At 42.4% G+C, this 21,854-nt stretch carries 16 protein-coding genes; 11 read left to right on the forward strand and 5 right to left on the reverse strand.

Annotation, left to right across the window (positions count from 1 at the left end; all coding sequences use genetic code 11):
* The first annotated feature begins 52 nt into the window (after positions 1–52).
* The 6 genes from PI95_RS14180 to PI95_RS14205 all read left to right on the forward strand — a co-directional run bounded on the left by PI95_RS14180 (position 53) and on the right by PI95_RS14205 (position 10,802).
* Positions 53–5,575, forward strand: a complete 5,523-nt coding sequence (locus PI95_RS14180) for a trifunctional serine/threonine-protein kinase/ATP-binding protein/sensor histidine kinase (protein WP_039748404.1) — start codon at positions 53–55, stop codon at positions 5,573–5,575.
* A gap of 74 nt (positions 5,576–5,649) precedes the next feature.
* Positions 5,650–6,522 (forward strand): ABC transporter substrate-binding protein, encoded by an 873-nt coding sequence (locus tag PI95_RS14185; protein WP_052325266.1) that lies wholly within the window; start codon positions 5,650–5,652, stop codon positions 6,520–6,522.
* A gap of 123 nt (positions 6,523–6,645) precedes the next feature.
* Positions 6,646–7,083 carry a hypothetical protein gene (locus PI95_RS14190; RefSeq protein ID WP_039748406.1) on the forward strand — a complete coding sequence of 146 codons (438 nt, stop codon included), beginning with the start codon at positions 6,646–6,648 and terminating at the stop codon, positions 7,081–7,083.
* 117 nt (positions 7,084–7,200) lie between these two features.
* Entirely contained in the window at positions 7,201–8,940 is a 1,740-nt protein-coding gene (locus PI95_RS14195) for an ATP-binding protein (RefSeq protein ID WP_336507215.1), read from the forward strand.
* A gap of 52 nt (positions 8,941–8,992) precedes the next feature.
* Complete coding sequence (locus tag PI95_RS14200) at positions 8,993–9,751, forward strand: response regulator (protein WP_052325268.1); 759 nt, start codon at positions 8,993–8,995, stop codon at positions 9,749–9,751.
* Positions 9,687–10,802 carry a sensor histidine kinase gene (locus tag PI95_RS14205; RefSeq protein WP_236117064.1) on the forward strand — a complete coding sequence of 372 codons (1,116 nt, stop codon included), beginning with the start codon at positions 9,687–9,689 and terminating at the stop codon, positions 10,800–10,802. The genes PI95_RS14200 and PI95_RS14205 overlap by 65 nt, the downstream gene beginning before the upstream one ends.
* Before the next feature lie 7 nt (positions 10,803–10,809).
* Here PI95_RS14205 and PI95_RS14210 read toward each other — a convergent pair whose 3' ends face one another.
* Positions 10,810–11,547 (reverse strand): Uma2 family endonuclease, encoded by a 738-nt coding sequence (locus PI95_RS14210; RefSeq protein ID WP_039749005.1) that lies wholly within the window; start codon positions 11,545–11,547, stop codon positions 10,810–10,812.
* Positions 11,548–11,628: 81 nt separating this feature from the next.
* Between PI95_RS14210 and polA the strand changes: the two genes are divergently transcribed.
* From polA to PI95_RS14225, 3 genes are all read left to right on the forward strand, one after another.
* Complete coding sequence (gene polA, locus PI95_RS14215) at positions 11,629–14,568, forward strand: DNA polymerase I (protein ID WP_039748408.1); 2,940 nt, start codon at positions 11,629–11,631, stop codon at positions 14,566–14,568.
* Positions 14,569–14,701: 133 nt separating this feature from the next.
* Positions 14,702–14,944 (forward strand): DUF4160 domain-containing protein, encoded by a 243-nt coding sequence (locus PI95_RS14220; protein ID WP_039748409.1) that lies wholly within the window; start codon positions 14,702–14,704, stop codon positions 14,942–14,944.
* Positions 14,937–15,368, forward strand: a complete 432-nt coding sequence (locus PI95_RS14225; RefSeq protein ID WP_039748411.1) for a DUF2442 domain-containing protein — start codon at positions 14,937–14,939, stop codon at positions 15,366–15,368. Before PI95_RS14220 ends, PI95_RS14225 begins: the two co-directional genes overlap by 8 nt.
* Before the next feature lie 65 nt (positions 15,369–15,433).
* Here PI95_RS14225 and PI95_RS14230 read toward each other — a convergent pair whose 3' ends face one another.
* Together PI95_RS14230 and PI95_RS14235 are read right to left on the reverse strand one after the other, a co-directional pair.
* Positions 15,434–15,706, reverse strand: coding sequence for a LapA family protein (locus PI95_RS14230; protein WP_039748413.1), 273 nt, complete (start codon positions 15,704–15,706; stop codon positions 15,434–15,436).
* A 180-nt stretch (positions 15,707–15,886) separates the two neighbouring features.
* Positions 15,887–17,326, reverse strand: a complete 1,440-nt coding sequence (locus tag PI95_RS14235) for a phosphoglucomutase/phosphomannomutase family protein (RefSeq protein WP_039748416.1) — start codon at positions 17,324–17,326, stop codon at positions 15,887–15,889.
* A gap of 147 nt (positions 17,327–17,473) precedes the next feature.
* Between PI95_RS14235 and PI95_RS14240 the strand changes: the two genes are divergently transcribed.
* Entirely contained in the window at positions 17,474–18,310 is an 837-nt protein-coding gene (locus PI95_RS14240; RefSeq protein WP_039748418.1) for a PD-(D/E)XK nuclease family protein, read from the forward strand.
* A gap of 189 nt (positions 18,311–18,499) precedes the next feature.
* Here the strand turns inward: PI95_RS14240 and PI95_RS14245 are convergent, their stop codons facing one another.
* Positions 18,500–18,721, reverse strand: coding sequence for a hypothetical protein (locus tag PI95_RS14245; protein ID WP_039748419.1), 222 nt, complete (start codon positions 18,719–18,721; stop codon positions 18,500–18,502).
* An 18-nt stretch (positions 18,722–18,739) separates the two neighbouring features.
* Positions 18,740–19,117: a CU044_2847 family protein gene (locus PI95_RS14250; RefSeq protein WP_039748422.1), complete on the reverse strand. Its 378-nt coding sequence runs from the start codon at positions 19,115–19,117 to the stop codon at positions 18,740–18,742.
* Between the two features lie 67 nt (positions 19,118–19,184).
* Between PI95_RS14250 and PI95_RS14255 the strand changes: the two genes are divergently transcribed.
* The coding region (locus PI95_RS14255) for an nSTAND1 domain-containing NTPase (protein ID WP_163518891.1) at positions 19,185–21,854 on the forward strand (2,670 nt) is incomplete at its 3' end.

Here is a 21,854-nt window from a genome sequence, read left to right on the forward strand (position 1 = left end):
TTATTCGCGCATCAGGGAATACTAAATCCGGAAGCCTCAACGATTAAATAACATGGCTAACATAAGAGTGAGTATTCCCGGATATCAAGTCAGTGAAGAACTGTACAACGGTTCTAGAACCGTAGTTTATCGGGGATATCGAGAAACTGACTTTTTACCAGTGGTGATTAAACTGCTGAAAAATCCTTATCCCAGTTTCAGCGAACTGGTGCAGTTTCGCAATCAGTATACCATTGCCAAAAATCTCAACTCACCCCTAATCATCCAAACTTACAGCTTAGAACCCTACCAAAATGGCTATATGTTAGTGATGGAAGACTTTGGGGGGATTTCTCTAAAAGAATGGGGAGTGGGGAGTGGGGAGTGGGGAGTGGGGGGAACTCTAGAATCTCTAATGGAGTTTTTGCAGATAGCGATCGCCCTTTCTAATACTTTAGATATTCTCTACCGATCGCGCATTATTCATAAAGATATTAAACCGAGCAATATTTTAATTAATCCTCTAACCAAACAAGTTAAATTAATTGACTTTAGTATTGCATCTCTGCTGCCAAGAGAAACTCAAACCCTAATTAGTCCAAATGTGTTAGAAGGGACACTCGCTTATATTTCTCCAGAACAAACGGGAAGGATGAATCGGGGGATTGACTACCGTACTGATTTTTATTCTCTTGGTGTCACTTTGTACGAATTATTGACGGGAGAATTACCATTTACGTCAAACGACCCGATGGAGTTGGTACATTGTCATATTGCAAAACTTCCGCCATCCCTTCGGGAAGTCAAAAGTCAAAAGTCAAAAGGAGCCAGTGTGTTGGGGAGACAGCGCCGTGGGCGGGTTTCCCGACTTGAGGCGACTGTCGTCGGCTCTGCCGACTTGAAGCAACTGGCGTTCAAAAGTGAAGAGATTCCGCAAGTGTTGTCAGATATTGTCAGAAAATTGATGGCTAAAAATGCTGAAGACCGCTATCAGAGTGCATTCGGGCTAAAATTTGATTTAGAAACTTGTTTGTATCAACTTAAAGAAACAGGTATTATAGAGAGTTTCCCAATTGCACAACGGGATGTGTGCGATCGCTTTATTATCCCCGACAAACTTTATGGACGAGAAACAGAAGTAGAAATTCTACTCCAAGCATTTGAAAGAGTTAGCCAGGGTGCAACACAAATGATGCTGGTAGCTGGTTTTTCGGGTATTGGTAAAACTGCGGTTGTAAACGTTGTTCATAAACCGATTGTCAAACAACGCGGTTATTTTATTAAAGGTAAGTATGACCAATTTCAACGAAATATTCCCTTGAGTGCATTTGTGCAAGCATTCCGGGATTTAATCGGGCAATTGTTAACAGAAAACGATGCACAAATCCAGCAATGGAAAAGCAAGATTTTATCAGCTGTAGGTGAAAACGGACAGGTAATTATTGAAGTCATCCCGGAATTATCAAGAATTATTGGTATCCAACCACCTGTTCTGGAATTATCAGGAACTGCGGCAGAAAATAGATTTAATTTATTATTCCAAAAGTTTACCCAAGTCTTTACCAGCTTAGAACATCCATTAGTGATGTTTCTAGATGATTTGCAATGGGCAGATTCGGCATCGCTGAAGTTAATGCAGTTATTAATGGCTGATACAAATCATCTTTTATTAATTGGTGCCTATCGTGATAACGAAATCAAACCAGCACATCCTTTGATGTTGACTTTGAGTGATATCCAAAAAACAGCAACCACGATTAATACGATTACTTTAGCACCACTGAGTCAAAGACAAGTAAATCAATTAGTTGCTGACACACTTAAATCGACTGAAAATTTAGCCTTGCCTCTTTCTCAACTTGTATCTCATAAAACTCAAGGTAATCCGTTTTTCGCTACACAGTTTCTCAAAGCATTACATCAAGATGGATTAATTGAATTTAACTTCTCATCAGGGTGTTGGCAATGTGATATCACGCAAATAAATCAGCGATCGCTCACAAATGATGTTGTAGAATTCATGGCATTGCAATTACAAAAGTTGCCAGAATCAACTCAAGGTGTTTTAAAATTAGCTGCGTGTATCGGGAATCAGTTTGATTTAGAAACATTAGCGATTGTTTCTAAACAATCAAAAATAGAAACGGCTGCTTGTTTGTGGAGTGCCTTACAGGACGATTTGATTTTACCCCAAAGTGAGGTTTATAAGTTTTTTGTTGGGTCAGAAAATCAAGCTGTTACTCAAGAAAATTCGGAAATTATTGGATATAAATTTCTGCACGATCGCGTCCAACAAGCAGCTTATTCCTTGATACCAGAAGCTCAAAAACAAAAGACACATTTGAGGATTGGTCAATTGTTATTGCAAGAATTATCCCAGCAGGAACAACAAGAACGGATTTTTGACCTAGTAAACCAACTGAATCTGGGACAAGCTGCGATCGCCATCGATGAGCAGAAAAAACAACTGGCTGGCTTAAACCTGCAAGCAGGACAAAAAGCAAAACTCTCGGCAGCTTATCAAGCATCCCAGAGCTATTATACAACTGGGATTGATTTATTACCCGCAACCGCTTGGCAGACTGACTATGAATTAATGTACAGTTTGCACCGATATGGCTCAGAAGCAGCTTATCTGTGTGGTAATTTTGACCAAGCCGAAGTCCTTTATGGGGAAGCACTTAGCCATGCTCAAACACCCCTAGACAAAGCGGTGATTTATCGCGTGCAGATGACTCAATATCAGCTTCAGGGACGCAATGCAGAAGCGATCGCCATTCAACGTCAGAGTTTACAATTACTTGGCTGGGAAATGCCCGCACAAGAACTGATTCAACAAAGTCTGGACGAAGAAATTGCCATAGTTAACAGATTTTTAGAACAGCAGACTGTTGAATCCATTCTCAATTTTCCCAAAATGTCAGATGCCAATATTGCAGAAATGTTGCGAATTTTACAAATTCTCTTTTATGCTGCATGGCTTGATGGTCAATCGACTTTAGCATTGCTTGCACTTGCTAAAATGACTACTTTGTGTATGCAGTATGGTAACAGCGATATGTCCCCCTTTGGCTATGTCGGCTATGGCTTAATTGCCAATGCGATGCTAAAAAACTCTGCGATCGCTTATCAGTTTGGAGAAATGGCAGTGCAGCTTTGCGAACAGTTTGATAATGCAGATGTCCGGGGAATGACTAATTTTCTCTTTGCTGCCGATGTGCATAGCTGGAGTCGTCCAATTAGAGAAGCGGATACATACTACGACAACGCCTACAAGTATGGCATGGAAGCAGGGAACTGGCTGACCGTTGGCTTTACGATGATGCAAAGTGGTTCCGATCGCCTCACCTATGGTAAAAATCTCGATGAACTATATGCGATCGCCCAAGCGAATGCAGATTTTCTCCGTAACATCAAAAGTTTAGAGAATTTAGATGCTTTAATAGTCGGAGTTATTCAACCAATTCGCAATCTTCTTGGTTTAACAAAAACCCCCTTCAGCTTTGATGACGAGAGTTTCAGTGAAGCTGAGTATTTACAAAAATATAGCAATACCCCTTATCATCTGGCTTGGTTATATTCTGTCAAAATTCGTCATGCTTATTTATTTGACCACAAAGCCGCATACCCAGATTTAATTCTTCAACTGAGCATAATTGAAAACACCATTTCCAGTCATGCCAAAGTCCCTTCTAGCGTGTTTTATGTAGCATTAATGCACCTGTCTCTAGCTGAAATTGCTAGCGACGAGCAACAGCGTCAGTTCCATTGGCAAGCGCTCATTCCTTTAGAGGAACGCTTAAACAGTTGGGCACGGACCTGTCCGGAAAATATTCTCCACAAGTGTCTGCTAATACAAGCAGAAAAAGCACGGCTAAACGGACAAAAAGCAGAGGCACTCGATTTTTACGAACAAGCCATTGCTCAAGCTCAACGTCAAGGTTATGGCTATGAAGAAGCGATCGCTAACGAACTTGCAGCTAAATTCTACCTCGACTGGGGCAAAGAAAAAGTCGCCGCAGATTATATACATGAAGCCTACTATTGCTATACCCGCTGGGGCGCAAAAGCCAAAACCTCGGACTTAGAAAAACGCTATCCCCAACTTCTCAAACTTATTCTAGAACAGCAACGACTTACCCTCAAACACGACGAAACTATTAGCTTTCGTGGCACTTCCTCATCTACTTGCACGAATAGCACTTGCAGCACCAGTCTTTTCGATGTTCTGGATTTTACAAGCGTACTAAAAGCCGCTCAAGCTATCTCCAGTTCTCTAGAATTAGATCAACTCATTGCCAGCCTCACCCGCATTATCCTCGAAAACTCCGGCGCGAAAAAAGCTGTACTGCTGCTTCCCCAAGAAAATACTTGGCAAGTTAGAGCAATTACCTTGATTGAGCATGAGGAAATACAAACTATCCTCGAACCACAATCACTCTTCAATTGTCAAGATATTCCCGTAAAAATTATCAATTACGTCAAAAATACCCAACAAACAGTTGTGATAGATAATTGCAAAACAGATATCCCTGGTTTAATTGGGGAATATATGCTCGAACATCAACCCCAAAGTGTGTGTTGTACTCCGATTATTAATCAAGGGCATTTAGTAGGGATTCTGTATTTAGAAAATCAACTGACTCAAGGGGTATTTACTCGCGATCGCCTCAGCGTAATTAACTTATTGTCTTCTCAAGCCGCAATATCTCTAGAAAACGCTCGACTGTATCAACAAGCGCAACAAGCATTACAAGACTTACAACAAGCCCAATTACAAATCGTCCAAAGTGAGAAAATGTCTGCACTAGGTAATTTAGTTGCTGGGGTAGCCCATGAAATGAATAATCCTTTAGGCTTTATTGCTGCCAGTCTCAAACAAGCTAAACCCAGCCTTGCGGATATTGTTGAACATTTGAAACTATATCAACAAAGTTTACCCAATCCAGGTGATGAAATTATCGACCATGCGGTCGAAATTGACTTGGATTATAGCTTAGAAGACTTACCCAAGATAATTGATTCAATGGTGATGGCGTGCGATCGCCTCCGCAACATTAGCACCAGTCTCCGCACTTTCTCCCGCGCTGATAAAGATTATAAAGTGCCATTTAACATCCACGAAGGTATCGACAGCACGATTTTAATTCTCAAACATCGCCTGAAAGCTAACGAACAACGTCCCGCAATTGAAGTGATAACTGAATATGGTAATTTGCCCAAGATTGAATGTTTTCCTGGACAATTGAATCAGGTATTTATGAATATTATGGCAAATGCTATTGATGCGTTAGAGGAATCAAATACTGGGCGGACTTTTGAGGAAATTCAAGTTAATCCCAACCGAATTACAATTACAACTTCAGTGGAAAATGAAGGCGTGAAAATTAGCATTGCTGATAACGGTCAGGGGATGACTGAATCAGTCAAACAAAAGATTTTTGACCACTTATTTACTACTAAAGCTGTCGGGAAAGGTACGGGATTGGGGCTGGCGATCGCAAAGTCTATCGTCGAAGAAACCCACGGCGGAAAATTGAGTTTTAACTCTGTTCTCGGTCAAGGTACAGAATTTTTGATTGATATTCCGGTGTAAATTTTTGTAATTGTTTATTAATAACTTCATTTATCTGGGAAAACTAAATCTGTAAATTGTGAGGATTCAGCAGTATGGTTACTCCTGGCATGAAACGGCTCAAGTATTGGCTCGTGCTGCTAACGGCGTTATGGTTCAGCATCGCGGCGACCGGCTGTAAATTCTTTTCTGCCAATACTCCAACTGCTTTATCACCTCAACCGACACAAAGAACTTCCCAGGCTACAGCTTCCGCTCAACGCTTTGACGGTGTAACAATTAACGTCATCACCCAAGATGAAACCGTTCATACAGGTACTAAGAAATGGATTGCTGGGTTTGAAGCCTTGACTGGAGCGAAGGTCAATCTGACGGGCGTCTTGTTTAAAAATTTATACAACATACTGCAAAAGAACTGGTCTAGCAGTGCTTCAAAGTACGATATGGCAATTGTTTTACCTTCATGGCTGATTGACTTTATCGATGCTGAGTTTGTGGAAGATTTAACGGCGCGAGTCAAGTCTGATGCAGCCATACAGTGGGAAGATATTGCACCGATCTTTCGGAATTTTAGTGCGACTTATAAAGGACGCATCTACAGTATTCCGTTGGATGGGGACTATCACATGGTTTATTACCGTACTGATTTGTTAAAACAAGCGGGGTTAACGCCTCCTACAACCTGGGATGAGTATCTGGCGATCGCCAAACGGTTTCACGGCAAAGACTTGAATGGTGACGGTGAAATGGACTATGGCTCTTGTATTTCTAAGGGCGCTCCTGATAATAACACAAGCCTGTTGATATCCATTGCCACTCCTTTTTTGCAATCTCAGGGAACCGTACAAGGGGCATTTTTTGACCCAGACACAATGAAGCCTCTGGTGAACAATCTCGCCTTTGCCAAAGCATTGGATATTTATAAACAATTGACAGCCTTGTTCTTAGTTGTTCGTGCAGCATCATAGACAGTCTGTGTAGAAGGCTGTCAATGAGTGTCCACGTTCATTCCAAGGGCAAAAATGACCTTGGGTGTGACGCGCAATGCACGCCCATCTCAGTAGCTTAGGACTGTAAAACGAGCCACATCAATGCAAAATTGGAACCTCAGCACAAAAATTATTGCTTCTTATTCAGTACTAATCGCGGTGATGGCTGGGACATTGGCTTCGGGGATGTACTGGCAGTTGTACTCTAGTCAACGGCAGGCAATCCGTAATCGTCTTTTGGCGATTGTCAGTCTGGCAGTTCCACAAATCGACAGCGATTATCACGGATTGATTGTCAAACAAGGCGATCGCACCTCAGCGTTTTACAAAATTAATCAAGATAGACTTGTAGCCATTCAAGCCACCAGTCAAGATATCAAGCGTATTTATACGGTACGCCAGCAACCCAATAAAAAGTTTGTCTATGTCTTAAACTACGACCCTTCCGATCAAGGCAAAAGTGTATTGATTGGCATGGATTACATCAAGCTATTAGATGATTTGGAGGCAGCCGTTGCCCGCAATGCACCGTTTGTTTAGCAGGAATTTCACCAAACTGCAAATGGCGAAACTCTTCTCTACGGCTATGCCCCAATTATCAATCCCCAGAGTCGGGTTAATGGATTCTTGGTGGTTGAACTGGACGCAAGTTCTGTAGTGAAAAAGGAAATTTGGGCTGCCGGATTTGCGATGGTGACTTTTTTCGCGGTGTTGTTACTGACCCTAGTTGTAGTGCGTTGGCTGTCGCGATCGCTTGTCGTGCGACCTGTCTTACAACTCAATAGTGCCGCCAAACAATTGGCAACGGGGAACTGGAATGCTACTCTACCGAGCGATCGCACCGATGAACTTGGAGAACTTTCCGCATCCTTTAATAGCATGGCAAGTCAGTTGCAAACCTCTTTTGCCACCTTAGAACAAAAGGTAGAAGAACGAACGCTAGAACTAGCAGAAGCAAAAGAGAAAGCCGATACTGCAAACCAAGCCAAGAGCGAGTTTCTCGCTAACATGAGCCATGAACTGCGGACACCGCTCAATGGCATCCTTGGGTATGCCCAAATTCTCCAAAACGGCGAACCCTTAACAGAACGAGGTAAAAAAGGTATAGATATCATCTCTGGGTGCGGCAATCATTTGCTCAATCTGATCAATGATGTGCTTGACCTGGCTAAAATCGAAGCCCGCAAATTGGAATTATATCCTGGCGATGTTTATTTCCCAGCGTTTATCGAAGGTATTGCGGAGATGATGCGTGTTCGCGCTAGCCAAAAAGGAATTCCCTTCACCTATGAACCTGATTTAGATTTACCCACTGGGATTACAGTTGATGAAAAACGCTTGCGCCAAGTATTGATTAATTTGTTGGGCAATGCTATTAAGTTTACTGAGCAAGGTGGAGTTACGTTTCGCGTTAAAATTCATAAACTGGAAACTGCAACCTATCAAATTCGCTTTGAGGTGGAAGATACAGGGGTCGGTATATTGCCAACCGGACTCAAGAAAATTTTCCAACCCTTTGAGCAAGTAGGTGATGTAAAAAAACAAGCAGAAGGCACTGGACTAGGATTAGCAATCAGTCAGCAAATCGTTAGCCTTATGGGTAGCACCATCAACGTGGAAAGCCAGATTGGAAAAGGTAGCACCTTTTGGTTTGTGGTTGAACTAACAGAAGCCAAAGAATGGGCAACAAGTCTGCGTACAACCAAGCAAGGTAAGATTGTCGGATTTGAAGGCAGCCAGCGCCGGGTTTTGGTAGTGGATGACCGTTGGGAGAATCGGTCAGTTGTTGTCAGTTTACTGGAACCTTTGGGTTTTGCAGTGATTGATGCTTGCAATGGTCGAGAAGGATTGGCAAAGGCAAACCAAATGTGTCCCGATCTGATTATTACAGATTTGAGGATGCCAGAGATGGATGGCTACGAGATGCTGCGACAGTTACGACAGATTCCTGAGTTGAAGGATATTCCCGCGATCGCCTCTTCAGCTAATGTGTTTGAAAGTAACCAGAATCAGAGTATTGCCGCAGGAGCTGATGCTTTTTTGCCCAAGCCTGTAGATGCCCTAGCGTTGCTGAAGTTGGTAGAGAAATACCTAAATCTGGAATGGATTTATCAAGAAAATTCTCTTGCTTTTGAGTTAATGACAGTTAACTTACAGGAGGAGTCTTCATCCACCCCAGAAGAGATCGTTCCCCCAACCGATGAGATTTTGTCGCAGTTACACACATTGGCGTTGCAGGGACGCTTGATGGCGATAGAGCAACAGCTAAAAACCTTGGAAAAAGCAGATGAGAAGTATCAGCCGTTTATTCAACAAGTGCGTCAATATGCAGATAATTTCCAGACTGAAAAGATCCGAACATTCATTGAACAGTATCTCGCTAATGCTAAAAGCTAATCCACCGATGTTAGTTTGAGCAATCTTTTATCATCTCATCACCATTTACCTCATGACAAGCCTATCTGAAAATTCCATTACATTTAATAATTGCGTTACAACCCTATCTGAAAATAGCATTATTCTTATTGTGGATGATGTGCCAAATAATTTGAAGGTGCTTTCGGACACGTTAGCCAATGCTAATTTTGAAGTGGCGATCGCTACGAGTGGTGAAGGTGCGCTTCAACAATTGCAACATACTCCGGTGTCATTAATTTTACTGGATGTGATGATGCCGGGGATGAATGGCTTTGAAACCTGTCAACAAATCAAAGCGAATCCGACAACCAGAGATATTCCGATTATCTTTGTCACAGCCTTGACTGATGCGGTGAACAAAGTTACAGGCTTTGAACTCGGAGGTGTTGACTACATCACCAAACCATTTCAACAAAGTGAAGTTTTAGCGCGGGTGCGAACTCATCTTGCGATCCATCAATTGAGCCAATCCCTCGAAGCTAGAAATTTAGAACTGCAACAACTCAATGAACAATTAGAGCAACGAGTCGCAAAACGAACTCAAGAACTATTTACATCAGTTGAAGCCTTCAAGCAAACTCAACAATTATTGCGTCTGATGTTTGATACTGTCCCGCAGTGGGTGGCGTGGAAAAATCTAAATTCAGTCTATCTCGGTTGTAACCAGGGTTTTGCCAAGGTAGCAGGTTTAAGTTCGCCCGATGAAATTATTGGTAAAAACGACTATGATTTGCCCTGGAGCCAAGAAGAAGCAGACTGGTATCGCAGGTGCGATCGCACCTGCGATTGAGTCTGGTCAAGCAGAACTCCATATTATTGAGCAATTGCGACGGGCGGATGGTCAGCAAATTTGGTTGGATACAAACAAGATACCTCTACGCGATGCCAACGGGAATATATTCGGCATTTTATTAGTGACAGAAGACATTACGGAACGTCAGCTAGCACAAGAGCAACTCAAACAACAAAAACAAAATCTAGAACAAGCACTGGTAGAACTTCAGCGCACCCAAATGCAACTAGTGCAGAGTGAAAAAATGTCAGCGTTGGGCAACCTCGTTGCAGGTGTGGCACACGAAATTAATAACCCTATCGGCTTCCTGGGGGGCAATATTCAACCCGCTTTAGATTACATCAAAGATGTGTTTGGCTTAATTGATTTGTATCAACAGGAATATTCTACTCCCAGTGCAGTGATTCAAGACGAAATCGAAGCAATTGACCTCGATTACATCCGCGAAGACTTACCTAAGTTAGTGGGTTCTATGCGAGAGGGTGTGAAGAGAATTCAAGATATTAGTACTTCCTTACGAACTTTTTCCCGTGCTGATAGCGATCGCCCCGTTGCCTGTAACATTCATGATGGCATCGACAGCACCATTTTGATTCTCAAACATCGCCTTAAAGCTACGGAAACTCGCCCGGAAATTCAAGTTATCAAAGAGTATAGTCAGTTACCATTAATAGAATGCTTCGCCGGACAGTTGAATCAGGTATTTATGAATATTCTGGCAAATGCGATTGATGCACTGGATGAATCAAATATTGGACGCAGTTTTGAAGAGATTAAAACCAAACCTAATTGCATCACAATTAGTACCAAAATTAGCGATAACAAGCAACAAGTAATTATTAGTATTAAAGATAACGGTAAGGGAATAGCAGAGTCAGTCCAACAAAAGGTTTTTGACCATTTATTTACTACGAAAGCTGTTGGTCAAGGAACGGGATTAGGACTGGCGATCGCAAAGTCTATTGTGGTAGAAAAACATGGCGGGGCGATCGCTGTGGAATCTGCGATCAACAAAGGCACAACATTTGTGATTTCACTGCCCAAATAAATAGAAGTTAAAAACTATCTGGGTCGATACCTCGCTGTTTGAGCCGATTTCGCAAGTCTTGTAAGGCTTGTTGTGCCTGTTGTGCTTGTTGTTGTGCCTGTTGTGCTTGTTGTTGTGCCTGTTCTATGCGTTCATCAGGGGTAGGGAAGCGATCGCCAGCTTGATCAAACCAAAATAACCAGTCTCGCTCCCAACCCTTGTAGATACCCAAATCTACCCCAATTCCCAATTGCAACTGGGGTATCCAAAACCTCTCCTGCGACTGCAAAATAAACTCATCGTCAACCCGCTGGTACACCTCAAAGAAAGCATGATTATCGCGCTGCCAGTAGTCTGGATTGTAGATGACGTAATACAACACCCCTAAATCCAGATATTTCTCCATTTTGATATCGTATTCTCCACCATAAGTTTGAGAGACGATTTCCACAACCAAAATCGGTGGTGTCCAATTCTCTTCCCAAAGTACGTAACTGAGTCTTCCATTCGGCACTCGCCGTCGCCGTTCCACACCCAAGCTTAAAAAACCATCGGGTATGACGGGTTTCCGGGGTGCAGTCGGCAGGTAGTAGATGCCCATGTCTACACCAAAGAACCAATCTTGGCGATCGCCCCAAACAGCAGATAAAATAGCCAAGAGTAAATTAGGAATCAGGTTTTGCAGTTCGTTATCCACAGGCGTATCGTCAGAGTCGGGAAGTTCTGCCGCCGTTGGAAGCGGCGGTAGGACAATGGAATATTCCATAAAATTGATTTTCTCACAACAGATAAACCCATTGTAAAGGTACATTGTGAGGCTTTTTTTGCTTCAAGCTAAAATAGGGCTATGTCTCAAACATCCTCAAATCAGTTGACTTCCGACTCTGCACTCCTCACACGTCCGGTGTTCATCTTAGTTGATGGACACTCCCTCGCTTTTCGTTCTTACTTCGCTTTCGCTAAAGGACGAGATGGAGGACTGCGTACAAAAACGGGGATTCCCACCAGTGTATGTTTTGGCTTTCTCAAGTCTTTGCTGGAAGTAATGGGAACCGAACAGCCACAAGCGATGGCTGTTGCTTTTGATTTGGGTTTACCAACCTTCCGTCACGAAGCTGACGATACTTATAAAGCCGATCGCCCCGGAACACCAGAAGACTTTGTTCCTGACTTAAAAAATCTGCACGAGTTACTTGATGGTTTCAATTTGCCAATTTTCACCGCTCCAGGTTACGAAGCAGATGATGTGTTGGGAACTTTAGCACAAAAAGCAACTGCCGCTGGGTATAAAGTGAAAATTCTGACAGGCGATCGTGACTTATATCAACTCATCGACTTAGATAAAGAAATTACTGTTTTATATTTTAGTCCAGACGCCTTAAAGCGCTCTACAAGTACTATCACCGAATTTAAACCAGAACAAGTTAAACTAAAGTTAGGCATTTTACCATCACAAGTTGTCGATTATAAAGCTCTTTGTGGCGATAAATCAGATAATATTCCTGGTGTTAAGGGAATCGGAGACAAAACAGCAGTGCAACTGCTAAATACCTACGGTACTCTTGATAATATTTATGCTGCTTTGGATGAAATTAAAGGCGCAACTCAGAAAAAACTTGCAGATGGTAAACAAGATGCCGAACATTCTCACTTTTTGGCAAGTATAAAACTTGATGTGCCGATAGAAGTTAACTTAGAAGATTGTAAATTAACCGGATTTGATACCAGCGTCCTCACACCGCTTTTAGAAAAGTTAGAATTTAAGACTTTTTTAGGCAAAATAAACGAACTTCAGCAACGTTTTGGTGGGACAATTGAAGAAGCACCAAAACCCGAAACATCAAAACAAATTCACGCAAATGAAGATAATGATTTGTGGTTTTTCACTGCTGAGGATACAGCAGCAGCACAAAAGCAATCAGCTTCCCCAATTCAACCACGCATCATCGACACGGAAGCCAAACTAAACGAGTTAGTCAAGCTTTTAGAAAAATTTACCAACGCAGAAACACCCGTTGCTTGGGACACAGAAACCACCGATTTAGAACCGCGTGACGCTTCTTTAGTAGGAATTGGCTGTTGCTGGGGAACGGAACTGGATGAAATGGCTTATATTCCTCTTAATCATAAAACAGGGGATAATCTGAATCAAGAAATTGCTCTAAAAGCACTACGTCCAATTTTAGAAAGTACTGAATATCCGAAAGCGTTGCAGAATGCTAAATTTGACCGCTTAGTTTTACGCTGTCAAGGAATTAAATTGGCTGGAGTAGTATTTGACTCAATGTTGGCAAGTTATGTGTTGAATCCAGATCGCAGCCATAATTTGGCTGATTTGTCTAAAAAATATTTGGATTTGACAGCAAAAAGTTACTCAGAATTAGTTCCTAAAGGCAAAACTATTGCTGATATTGACATTCCCGCAGTAGCAAATTATTGCGGTATGGATGTCTATTGTACATTTGGGTTAGTACCAAAATTGCGTGAGGAATTAGAAAAAATTCCGACTTTGCATAAGCTTTTGCTGAAAGTTGAACAACCGCTAGAACCAGTTTTAGCGGAAATTGAATATACAGGTTTCCGCATTAATACAGATTATTTAAAAGAACTTTCCGAACAGTTAGAAACAGATTTAGCTAAGTTGGAAGAACAAGCTATTGAAATAGCTGGAGAAAAGTTTAACTTGGGTTCTCCGAAAAAATTAAGTGAGATATTGTTTGATAAATTGGGATTAAGCACGAAGTATTCCCGCAAAATTCAAACGGGTTACTCTACTGATGCAGCGACACTAGAAAAACTACAAGAAGTAGATGAAACCGGCTTTGTTGATGCGATTATGGAGTATCGCACTTTATCTAAATTAAAGTCTACTTATGTAGATGCACTGCCAACATTGGTACGTCCGGATACTCAGCGGGTACATACCGATTTTAACCAAACGGTGACATCTACAGGAAGGTTATCTTCTTCTAATCCAAATTTGCAAAATATCCCGATTCGGACTGCTTTTAGTCGCCAGATTCGTAAGGCTTTTGTGCCACAATCGGGTTGGTTAATGGTAGCTGCTGATTATTCGCAAATTGAGTTAAGAATTTTGGCGCATTTGAGTCAAGAACCAGTTTTAGTTGAAGCATATCAAAACAATCAAGATATTCATAATGTTACAGCCCGGTTGGTGTTTGAAAAAGAAGATGTAACATCAGATGAAAGAAGATTGGCGAAAACGATTAATTTTGGCGTGATTTATGGAATGGGTTCTTTGAGGTTTTCGCGTTCAACTGGTGTAGATAAAACCTTGGCTAACGAGTTTATTCAACGTTTTTACAGTCGCTATCCGAAAGTTTTTGAGTATTTGGAGAATGTGAAAAAACAAGCGATCGCTCAAAATTATGTCGAAACAATTCTCGGTCGGCGTCGTTATTTTGATTTTACCAGCAATAGCATCCGCAAGTACAAAGGCAACAAACTAGAAGATATTGACTTGAAAAAATTGGGTAATTTGGGTGCTTCCGATGCCGGATTATTACGTGCTGCTGCCAATGCCCCAATTCAAGGTTCCAGTGCTGATATTATCAAAATTGCGATGGTGAAAATGCATGAGGTTTTGCAGAATTATCAGTCGCGTTTGTTGCTACAAGTTCACGATGAATTAGTTTTTGAAGTTCTCCCAAGTGAGTGGTCAGAATTACAAATACAAATCAAGTCGGTGATGGAAAATGCTGTAAAGTTGAGTGTGCCGTTAGTTGTAGATGTGCGTGCGGGTGAAAATTGGATGGAGACAAAGTAGAAATAGCCTGCAAACGCTACAGCGGTATCACCTTTAACCTTGTCAAGACTTGCAAGGTTTTTTTATTGCTTGACATAACCCAAGCGCTTGGGTTATTCTGGAAATATATAAGAAAAGTTATTAGTATTTTTTAATGGCAACTGTATTTAATAAAGATGGCTTTAGTGTTCGTATTTACTTTAACGATCATCTTCCATCCCATGTTCATGTTTTTAAAGCTGAGGGAGAAGCCAAAATTAACCTGGGAAGTGAAACTGAGCGTCCTACATTCCTCGCAGTCTGGAACATGAGCAATAAAGATGCAACCAAAGCCCTAAACTTGGTGATCGAACATCAAGCGGAACTATTAGAAAAATGGAGAGAAATTCATGAATAACCTAGATTTTACGACGGAGGAAACCTTAAATAATGAAATAGCCCAGGCAAGAGCAGCCGCAGCTATGGCAGATGCCTCTGAACCACGCGCTCAAGCTGCCCATTACGATTTAGATTTGAATCGCATCGTCGTTGAACTGCGCTCAGGGGCTACTTTCTTGTTTCCCCCTGAATTGGTTCAGGGATTGGCGGGTGCATCTCCAGATAACCTTAATAATGTCGAAGTCACTCCTTCCGGCGAGGGGCTGCACTGGGAACAGCTGGATGTTGATATGAGCATTCCAGCTTTGATGCTGGGGATATTCGGTACTAAGGCTTGGATGGCTGAATTAGGCAGCCGAGGAGGTTCCGTAAGCTCAACGGCAAAAGCTAAAGCGGCGCGTGAAAACGGCAAGCGAGGAGGACGACCGCGAAAAACATTATAATTAATCTGCTTTCTTAAGCAAAAAGCTTGTCTTGTATAAATTTATTTTAAGAAAGCGGATAAGTATCAAAAATCGTCGTCTACAAAAAACTCGGCGTCGTCTTCGGATCTATACTTACGCTGGGGAGCAGAAAGACCCCACAAAGGTTGCAACAGTGCAACGCCAATTATCCCGACACCAGCACTAAAAGCTAGTACTAAACCGACTGGGATTTGAATCGACTGAAAAGTAAAGAATTTTAAAGATACTGGCGTAGCGTTTTGAACTGAAATAATAGCGATCGCCACTACCCAAATAGCTACAACTAACGATATCACCAGATTAGCTAGAGTTTTCATTTTAGTTGGGAATGGGGAATGGGGAATGGGGAATGGGTAATGGGTAATGGGTAATGGAAAATAGGGAATGGGTAATTGATGGTTAACAGTTAACAGTCAATATTTATCTACCAACCACTAACCACTAACCACTAACAATTACCAATTACCTATTACCAATTACCAATTCCCCATTACCGATTAAACTTTTACTGGCTCTAGTTTAGCAATTACGCTTTCCATCTCTTGGGCGATTTTCGCTAGCTTTTCTGGGGAGTTGGTTTCTAGATAAACGCGCATCAAGGGTTCTGTACCGGAAGGACGCAGCAGCACCCAGCTACCTTCTTCTAAGTAAAGTTTAATGCCGTCTTTGCGCCCTATTTCTTTGACTTTAATGCCTGCAACTTCTGCGGGGGGGTTTTTGGTAAAAGAGTCGATAACAGCGGCTTTATGGGCATCGTCGAGGTGCAAATCAAGACGTTTGTTGTCAAGCGGACCATTTGCTTCGGCGATCGCTTCAGTTACCATTTGACTCAGCGGTTTGCCTTCGTAGGCGATCGCTTCTGCCACTAGCATATCGGCTAATACGCCGTCTTTTTCGGGGATATGTCCGATGATGCTTAAACCACCTGATTCTTCTCCACCAATCAAAACGGTGGTTTCGCGCATTTTTTCGCCGATGTATTTAAACCCGACTGCTGTCTCATAAAGTTCCACCCCGTATTTAGCAGCAAAATTGTCCAAAAGATGAGTTGTTGCTACCGTGCGGACGATCGCGCCTTTTTTACCTTTATTCTTAATTAAATGGCGTGCTAGCAGTAGTAGCACAGTATTCGGGGTGAGGACGTTGCCTTGTTCATCGACAATGCCAAAGCGATCGCTATCTCCATCCGTTGCCAAACCTAAATCTGCTTTACCGCTGCGTACTGCTTCTACTAACTCTACCAGTTGTTCACCTTTTGGTTCTGGCATTCCGCCACCAAAAAGAACATCGCGGTAGGTGTGAAAACTTTCTAACTCACAGCCACAATGTTGCAAAACTTCATCTAAATAGCCGCGAGATGTGGAATATAAAGCATCGTACTTGACCTTTAACTGAGCGCTCTTGATTTTATCTACATCCAATAAAGTGTAGATAAACTTCATATACTCTGGTTTTGGGTCAAAAGTGGAGATTTTCTCACTTGAATTGGTTTTGGGCAATTCATCCGATGCTCCTTCAATATTTGCCACAATAGTATCAGTAATCTCTGGAGTGGCAGGACCTGCATAGTCAGGGATGTATTTAATCCCACAATAGGGTGCAGGATTATGGCTGGCAGTAAACATCAGTGCCCCGGCTGAATTTAAGTGACGGGCATTGTAAGCGATTACTGGTGTGGGACAATCCCTGTCAGTAATTTTTACCGTCCAACCCAAGTCAGCCAATACTTGGGCTGCTGTCTGGGCAAACTGGTCAGCTAAAAAGCGAGTATCGTAGGCTATGAGAACTGGTCGGTCTTTTGTATAAGCCGTTTCCAGATAACTAGCGATCGCTCTTGTTACTTTCCGCACATTTGGGAAAGTAAAGTCATCAGCGATAATTCCTCGCCATCCGTCAGTACCAAACTTGATTTTACCGTCATTGCTACTCGCGCTCATATTGCTACTTCCATTGAGTCCATGATGAATACTATATGAAGCTTCCCGCAAAGCGTGTGTAGCTGCAACTATCTACCGAAGTTATGAATTGCGGTTTTCTGCGATCGTACTTCTCCCCACCGTATTTTTTCTCACTGTTTCTGAGCAATGTCAACCCCCGATCAACCTTTTGCCAGTTATCACCTCTGGTCTTTAATTGCCCCAGCTTCCGGGCAAGAACGCTGGCATTGCCAGATGAGACGGGGGTTTATCAAAGCGCGTCAACACGATCCGCTAGTCAAAGCACTGTTGAAAACAGCCACCGCACCCCAGCGCATTGGGCTACTTGCCCAAAAAGGCGTTTATGAGTTTCATCACAATCGACACTTGTTGAACTCGGAAGACGGTGTAGAAAAAGTTGCACAGCTACTGAAATTAAATTACTCAAGTGACGAAGTTCAGCAGCGCGTATTGCAAATTTTAAAGAAATATCATGAAGAACCATTACTTTCGGGTAAGCGCATCATTCAATTAACTCGCGGTGATGAAGGCTTTCCCAAACCTATTTTGATTGAACGGGAAAATTATTCCTTCCGCTTATATGCGACGATGGACTGTGTTTTTTCTGATTCTTCTGACACTTTACATATTTTAGATTTCAAAACTGGTAAATCTGCTTTTGATACAAGACAGGCATTAGTTTATTTGTTAGCTGCTCGTTATCTTTATCCGCAATATCAAGCGGTTGCTTCATTTTATAATTTAGAGTTTAGTAAAAAATCTGAGTTAATTAGCATTACAAAAGGCGAATTAGAATCTTTAGAATTTGAGTTAGCTAGCATTGCTCAAAAACATCAGCGAGATTTACAAAGATATCAACTAACTAATAATAGCTTTAGTAAAATTTTTCCGCCAAATCCAGGATATCACTGTCGATTTTGTCCGTTTAACTCAATCTGTGATTTTTCCTCTTTAAAGCCGGCTAAGGTGCATTTGCCACGTTGAGGAGAGAGGGGGGCAGGGGGGGAGGGGGGGACAGGGGGACAAGGGGACAAGGGGGACAAGGGGGACAAGGGGGACAAGGGGGCATTAGAAGCTGAAGCTTCGTGCTTGGAACTCGAAAGTTCGTGCTTGGAACTCGAAACTTCGTGCTTGGAACTCGAAACTTCGTGTTCAGAACTCGAAAGTTCGTGTTCAGAACTCGAAAGTTCGTGCTTGGAACTCGAAACTTCGTGCTTGGAACTCGAAACTTCGTGCTTGGAACTCGAAAGTTCGTGCTTGGAACTCGAAGCTTCGTGCTTGGAACTCGAAAGTTCGTGCTTGGAACTGCAACAACCGAGATCCAAAGGTGAATGATGGTGAGTAAAAGGCGATCGCTTCCGCAATTCCTAGCAGAACTGAATGTATAAAGCTCATCCCTGCCCAAGCACAACCTTAAGTACTGGGATTTTGCTTCTTCTCAGGAAACTTACACTTCACCTCGATTTCAAAATTACTCTCTGCTGAACCTTCAGTGACGAAGGGGATACCACTTTTTCCGCCTATCTTTAAGCCAAACTTCAGAGTCACCTCTTCAACTTCAGCTACAGCTAAATTTTTAAACGCACCAATGGCATATTTGGTATAAGCTCGTATTTGATGGTGAACTTCCTCAATCTTGACAAATGCCTCTTCTCGCCAGCCGTAGGATTCTTTATCGTCATCAACCTCCGGTGTGACTACTTCTGGAACAGTTGACGTCTCCTTTGACTCGAACAGAATTGTATAGATTTCCCCGTCTTCTTCAAAGACTAAACGTTCTATGTTCGACATCAAGCCCTCAGATTTTAGGTGTATTTAAGTTATCTTATTCTGTAACAGACAACTTAAATATGTATAGATGGCTCGTTACGCGCTTGTTGTTGGCATTACAGATTACAAAAGTCCGATTAACAACCTGACAAAACCAGCTACGGATGCAGAAGCGGTAGAACAGGTACTAAAAGCGCATGGTGATTTTGAGGATATCGCTGTTCTCAAAGGGAAAGTTAGTACAACTAAGTTGGCTGAAGCTTTAAAAACACTTTTGCAACAACAAGCAGTTAAAAACGAAGCCCTAATTTACTTTACAGGGCATGGCATCACCGTATCTGACAGCTTAGGAACACAACAAACATATCTAGCAACCTCTGACTTGACAATTGTCACTCAAGGCAAGCAAATTATTGAACAAACAGGCGGGATTAGTCTTGGGAGTCTGAACAATTTAATTAGAGATTCCGACCTGAGTAGTCTAGTAGTGCTGTTAGATTGCTGTCATAGCGGTGAATTTTTAGAACGCAATCTCATCGAAAAAACTCTTACTGCCTTTATTTCACAGCGCGATTACTACTTTATTGCTGCTTGCAGAGGTTTTCAACAAGCCTATGCGAAAAAAAGCGCACAACACAGTATTTTTACAACTGCTTTGCTGGCAGGTTTGTCACCAGAGAACACTAACGATCGCGGACAGGTGACAGGCGATCGCCTTTTCGATATACTTGCTACAGAACTTAAAAGCAGTGGTCAAGAACCAATCCGCATGGGTTGGGGGCGTTCGATTACTCTAGTTACCCACAAAAATCAAACACAAGCTCAAACCTTTGAGGTAAAGGAAGAATGTCCTTACCAAGGTTTAAAAGCGTTTGAAACGGAACAAAAACAGTTTTTCTTTGGGCGCAAGCAGGTTGTGAGGAACATTCTGGGGAAACTAACACAAAAGCCCTTTGTTCCGATTATTGGCGCTTCCGGGAGTGGTAAATCTTCTGTAGTTCAGGCGGGTTTGATTCCAGAATTAGATCGTAGTGTCTGGCAAATTTTACCGCCAATCAAGCCAGGATTTCACCCTTTGCAGGAATTGAGAGGAGTTCTGAAAGCATTTTTTCCAGGGGCGAAAAAAGAAAGATTGCTTTGGGAGTTGATTACTAAAGAAGCGAATCCTTTACCTGTAATTTTGGATCATCTCACAGGTGCAGACAAATTTTTATTGGTAGTAGATCAGTTTGAGGAACTATTTACTGTCTCTATTGCTGAAGAAAAGCAGAGATTTATTGAATTGCTGACTCAGGTAGTAGAGATGACCGATTCGCGGTTGGCAGTTATAATTACCATGCGATCGGATTTTCTCGAACCATGTTCAGATTATCCGTCTTTAAATAAATTAATTGAAAATCAGCTTGTTTTGATGCCGCGTATCACTGGAGTTGATTTAAAAGAGACAATAACCGAACCTGCTAAACTTCAAGGTCATAGTGTTGAAGAAACATTAGTACTGAAAATTTTAGAAGATGTTGGTAAAGAACCGGGATACTTGCCGTTGATGGAGTTTGCTTTAACTAGACTCTGGGAAAAACGCGATCGACAAAAGCATCAACTCACCTTAGAACAGTATGAAAACTTCCAAGGATTGACAGGGGCGCTGAATTTTCATGCAGAAAATGTTTATTTTTATGAAGATTATCAGCAAGATTCCCCGACTCATGAACGAAATGAACAACACAAGGACTGGATTAAGCAAATTTTCCTGCGATTAGTGCGAACGGGAGAGGGAGAAAAGGACACGCGACAGCGCCAACCAAAAGCTGAACTGTTAGCCATTGCTGGTAATGAGCAAGAAAAGCAGGAAGCATTAAGTGAATTGCTAGATGAAGGATTGGTGAAAGGACGTTTGCTGGTTGCTGGCAAAGATGAACAAGGAAAAGCGTGGATTGATTTAGCCCATGAAGCCTTAATTGAGGGTTGGGAGCGGTTTGCCCAATGGCGACAACAAGACCGAGATTTGCGGCGGTTACATGATAAATTAGCCGATGCTTTGCGAGAATGGTTGCACAAGGAAGAAGATGAAAAATACCTCATGCCAAGAGGATTGTTAGCAGAGGTGCAGAACAATTGGGAAAAGTTAAAGCCTGATTTATCATCTCAAGCCCAGAAATTTTATCACCGCAGCCTTGCTTATGAAGAAGAACGGAGTGTTGAACGGCAAGTTGCTCTCAGAGTCAGCATTGAAGACTTTTTGCAAAAGAAAACAGCAACTATCAAGAAAATACTCCCTGTCCAACCCCTTACAGCTTCGGTTATGGCAATACAAGCAATAGGTGAGAATCTGGAGAAAATGCCAGAGCAAATTTTCACCCCAGTTCAGAATAGCCTGCAACAAGCGATGGAGGTCTTAACTCCTTTCCGTGGTCATGAGGGTGGGGTCTGGTCTGTCGCCATTAGCCCGGATGGGCAGACGATTGTCAGTGGGGGTGAAGACGGCACAGTGCGGTTGTGGAATTTCCAAGGTCAGCTTTTGGCTGAACCCTTCGGTGGTCATCAGGGTAGGGTCTGGTCTGTCGCCATTAGCCCGGATGGGCAGACGATTGTCAGTGGCAGTAGTGACGGCACAGTGCGGTTGTGGAATTTCCAAGGTCTGCCCTTGGCTGAACCCTTCGGTGGTCATCAGGGTAGGGTCAGGTCTGTCGCCATTAGCCCGGATGGGCAGACGATTGTCAGTGGGGGTGGTGACGGCACAGTGCGGTTGTGGAATTTC

Origin of the sequence: Hassallia byssoidea VB512170 (assembly GCF_000817785.2) — a bacterium.
GTDB lineage: Bacteria > Cyanobacteriota > Cyanobacteriia > Cyanobacteriales > Nostocaceae > Hassallia > Hassallia carrinoi.

What these genes read in the sequence shown, in the direction of transcription:
- PI95_RS14180 (WP_039748404.1), top strand. Translation starts at nt 53, where the DNA reads ATGGCTAACATAAGAGTGAGTATTCCCGGATATCAAGTCAGTGAAGAA.
- PI95_RS14185 (WP_052325266.1), top strand. Translation starts at nt 5,650, where the DNA reads ATGGTTACTCCTGGCATGAAACGGCTCAAGTATTGGCTCGTGCTGCTA.
- PI95_RS14190 (WP_039748406.1), top strand. Translation starts at nt 6,646, where the DNA reads ATGCAAAATTGGAACCTCAGCACAAAAATTATTGCTTCTTATTCAGTA.
- PI95_RS14200 (WP_052325268.1), top strand. Translation starts at nt 8,993, where the DNA reads ATGACAAGCCTATCTGAAAATTCCATTACATTTAATAATTGCGTTACA.
- PI95_RS14205 (WP_236117064.1), top strand. Translation starts at nt 9,687, where the DNA reads ATGATTTGCCCTGGAGCCAAGAAGAAGCAGACTGGTATCGCAGGTGCG.
- PI95_RS14210 (WP_039749005.1), bottom strand. Translation starts at nt 11,547, where the DNA reads ATGGAATATTCCATTGTCCTACCGCCGCTTCCAACGGCGGCAGAACTT.
- polA (WP_039748408.1), top strand. Translation starts at nt 11,629, where the DNA reads ATGTCTCAAACATCCTCAAATCAGTTGACTTCCGACTCTGCACTCCTC.
- PI95_RS14220 (WP_039748409.1), top strand. Translation starts at nt 14,702, where the DNA reads ATGGCAACTGTATTTAATAAAGATGGCTTTAGTGTTCGTATTTACTTT.
- PI95_RS14225 (WP_039748411.1), top strand. Translation starts at nt 14,937, where the DNA reads ATGAATAACCTAGATTTTACGACGGAGGAAACCTTAAATAATGAAATA.
- PI95_RS14230 (WP_039748413.1), bottom strand. Translation starts at nt 15,706, where the DNA reads ATGAAAACTCTAGCTAATCTGGTGATATCGTTAGTTGTAGCTATTTGG.
- PI95_RS14235 (WP_039748416.1), bottom strand. Translation starts at nt 17,326, where the DNA reads ATGAGCGCGAGTAGCAATGACGGTAAAATCAAGTTTGGTACTGACGGA.
- PI95_RS14240 (WP_039748418.1), top strand. Translation starts at nt 17,474, where the DNA reads ATGTCAACCCCCGATCAACCTTTTGCCAGTTATCACCTCTGGTCTTTA.
- PI95_RS14245 (WP_039748419.1), bottom strand. Translation starts at nt 18,721, where the DNA reads ATGAGCTTTATACATTCAGTTCTGCTAGGAATTGCGGAAGCGATCGCC.
- PI95_RS14250 (WP_039748422.1), bottom strand. Translation starts at nt 19,117, where the DNA reads ATGTCGAACATAGAACGTTTAGTCTTTGAAGAAGACGGGGAAATCTAT.